The sequence below is a fragment of the Moraxella bovis genome (genome assembly GCF_002014975.1).
GTDB lineage: Bacteria > Pseudomonadota > Gammaproteobacteria > Pseudomonadales > Moraxellaceae > Moraxella > Moraxella bovis.
This window is the reverse complement of the sequence record NZ_MUXV01000051.1, coordinates 1-2,860: the sequence shown is the minus strand read 5'-3', so window position 1 is coordinate 2,860 and position 2,860 is coordinate 1. Positions and strand designations below refer to the sequence as shown.

Annotated in this window: 2 tRNA genes and 2 rRNA genes (1 of these 4 cut by a window edge); all 4 read right to left on the bottom strand. The window is 46.3% G+C overall.

The features are described 5' to 3' along the window. Positions 1–519: ribosomal RNA gene (locus tag B0182_RS11365) — 23S ribosomal RNA — on the bottom strand (it extends 2,423 nt beyond the left edge of the window). Between the two features lie 316 nt (positions 520–835). Beyond that, a tRNA-Ala gene (locus tag B0182_RS11360) sits at positions 836–911 on the bottom strand. 5 nt (positions 912–916) lie between these two features. Beyond that, a tRNA-Ile gene (locus B0182_RS11355) sits at positions 917–993 on the bottom strand. A 61-nt stretch (positions 994–1,054) separates the two neighbouring features. Beyond that, positions 1,055–2,585, bottom strand: a 16S ribosomal RNA gene (locus tag B0182_RS11350). Together the 16S and 23S rRNA genes with 2 tRNA genes alongside form the textbook arrangement of a ribosomal RNA operon. Positions 2,586–2,860 lie beyond the last annotated feature (275 nt).

Here is a 2,860-nt window from a genome sequence, read left to right as displayed (position 1 = left end):
GGGCTCCGACTGCTTGTATGCACACGGTTTCAGGTTCTATTTCACTCCCCTAACAGGGGTTCTTTTCGCCTTTCCCTCACGGTACTGGTTCACTATCGGTCAGTCAGGAGTATTTAGCCTTGGAGGATGGTCCCCCCATCTTCAGACAAGATTTCACGTGTCTCGCCCTACTTAATATGTCGCATTTGCAGTTTCGCATACAGGACTATCACCTACTATGGTTGGCTTTCCCACGCCATTTTGCTACTACAAGTTTGATCGGCTCCTCCCCGTTCGCTCGCCGCTACTTGGGGAATCTCTATTGATGTCTTTTCCTCGGGGTACTGAGATGTTTCACTTCTCCCGGTTTGCCTCCTAACCAAAGGTTAGGATAGCCAACTTATGTTGGCTGGGTTTCCCCATTCAGAAATCGCCGGGTCACAGGATATTGCCACCTCACCGACGCTTATCGCAGGCTATCACGTCTTTCATCGCCTCTGACTGCCAAGGCATCCACCATGTGCACTTCATTACTTGACCATACAACCCCAAGTAGTCTTGGGGTCATAAAGGTAATGTGTAACGATTTACCTATGTTTACGCTTGATTCAGTTCTCTTTACTTTATCCGACCACTCATCTTACTTAAATTTTAAGTAAAACCTAAAAGATGTGGAGTAGTGGTCGGGATGGTTAATTATTTGTTGGAATTAAATAATTAACCCAGACTCATAGTTACGTTGTTAAATAATGTAATTAACTTCATCAGTTAATTGTAAGTTATCTACATAAAGTAGAATTAAGAAATCTAATTGTATGCTGTTTAATTTGATTGCTTAGTTCTAATTTATTGCAAGTGGTGGAGTTAAGGAGAGTCGAACTCCTGACCTCCTGCGTGCAAGGCAGGCGCTCTACCAACTGAGCTATAACCCCATAAATGGTGGGTCTAATAAGACTTGAACTTATGACCCCCGCCTTATCAAGGCGGTGCTCTAACCAACTGAGCTATAGACCCAATTTAACTTACGCTACTAAGAACAACTTGTTGTGAATTCTTGCCAATCAGATAATCTTGTTAAGGAGGTGATCCAGCCGCAGGTTCCCCTACGGCTACCTTGTTACGACTTCACCCCAGTCATCGACCCCACCGTGGTGATCGCCCTCTTGCGTTAGGCTAACCACTTCTGGTGAGATCAACTCCCATGGTGTGACGGGCGGTGTGTACAAGGCCCGGGAACGTATTCACCGCAGCATTCTGATCTGCGATTACTAGCGATTCCGACTTCATGGAGTCGAGTTGCAGACTCCAATCCGGACTACGATTGGCTTTTTGAGATTAGCATCACATCGCTGTGTAGCAACCCTTTGTACCAACCATTGTAGCACGTGTGTAGCCCTGGTCGTAAGGGCCATGATGACTTGACGTCGTCCCCGCCTTCCTCCAGTTTGTCACTGGCAGTATCCTTAGAGTTCCCGACCGAGTCGCTGGTAACTAAGGAAAAGGGTTGCGCTCGTTGCGGGACTTAACCCAACATCTCACGACACGAGCTGACGACAGCCATGCAGCACCTGTATCCAAGCTCCCGAAGGCACTAAGCTATCTCTAGCGAATTCTTGGTATGTCAAGACCAGGTAAGGTTCTTCGCGTTGCATCGAATTAAACCACATGCTCCACCGCTTGTGCGGGCCCCCGTCAATTCATTTGAGTTTTAACCTTGCGGCCGTACTCCCCAGGCGGTCTACTTATTGCGTTAACTGCGTCACTAAGTCTTCAAGAGACCCAACGACTGGTAGACATCGTTTACGGCGTGGACTACCAGGGTATCTAATCCTGTTTGCTACCCACGCTTTCGAACCTCAGTGTCAGTATGATGCCAGGAAGCTGCCTTCGCCATCGGTATTCCTCCAGATCTCTACGCATTTCACCGCTACACCTGGAATTCTACTTCCCTCTCACCTACTCTAGTCATCCAGTATCAGATGCAGTTCCCAGGTTAAGCCCGGGGCTTTCACATCTGACTTAAATGACCACCTACGCTCGCTTTACGCCCAGTAATTCCGATTAACGCTTGCACCCTCTGTATTACCGCGGCTGCTGGCACAGAGTTAGCCGGTGCTTATTCTGTAGGTAACGTCAGGGCTTGTGGGTATTAACCACAAGCTTTTCCTCCCTACTTAAAGTGCTTTACAACCAAAAGGCCTTCTTCACACACGCGGCATGGCTGGATCAGGCTTTCGCCCATTGTCCAATATTCCCCACTGCTGCCTCCCGTAGGAGTCTGGGCCGTGTCTCAGTCCCAGTGTGGCTGATCATCCTCTCAGACCAGCTACAGATCGTCGCCTTGGTAGGCCTTTACCCCACCAACTAGCTAATCCGACTTAGGCTCATCTAATAGCGAGAGCTAAAAGCCCCCTTTCACCCGTAGGTCGTATGCGGTATTAGCTATCCTTTCGGATAGTTATCCCCCACTACTAGGCAGATTCCTAAGCATTACTCACCCGTTCGCCACTAATCATATCTAGCAAGCTAGATAGTCATCGTTCGACTTGCATGTGTTAAGCCTGCCGCCAGCGTTCAATCTGAGCCATGATCAAACTCTTCAGTTTAATCTTTGTTTTGCCTAATTGATTATTTACTTAGAAAGTAAAATAAAAAGTTAGGACTTTTAATTTTGGCTCATTTATTACTAGCAAATTTGCTCATCGTGTAAATGAATTAACTTTGAGTATTTTTGCTTGATAAATGATAATTTTTTTGTTATCTTGTATTAGCAAAAATCCACACAAGTTGTTCTTAGTATGTTTTTAAATAGTGCGTGATACATCGTCTGTATCATCAATCAAGGCTGACTATTCTATCACAATGGATTTTGATGTCAAGC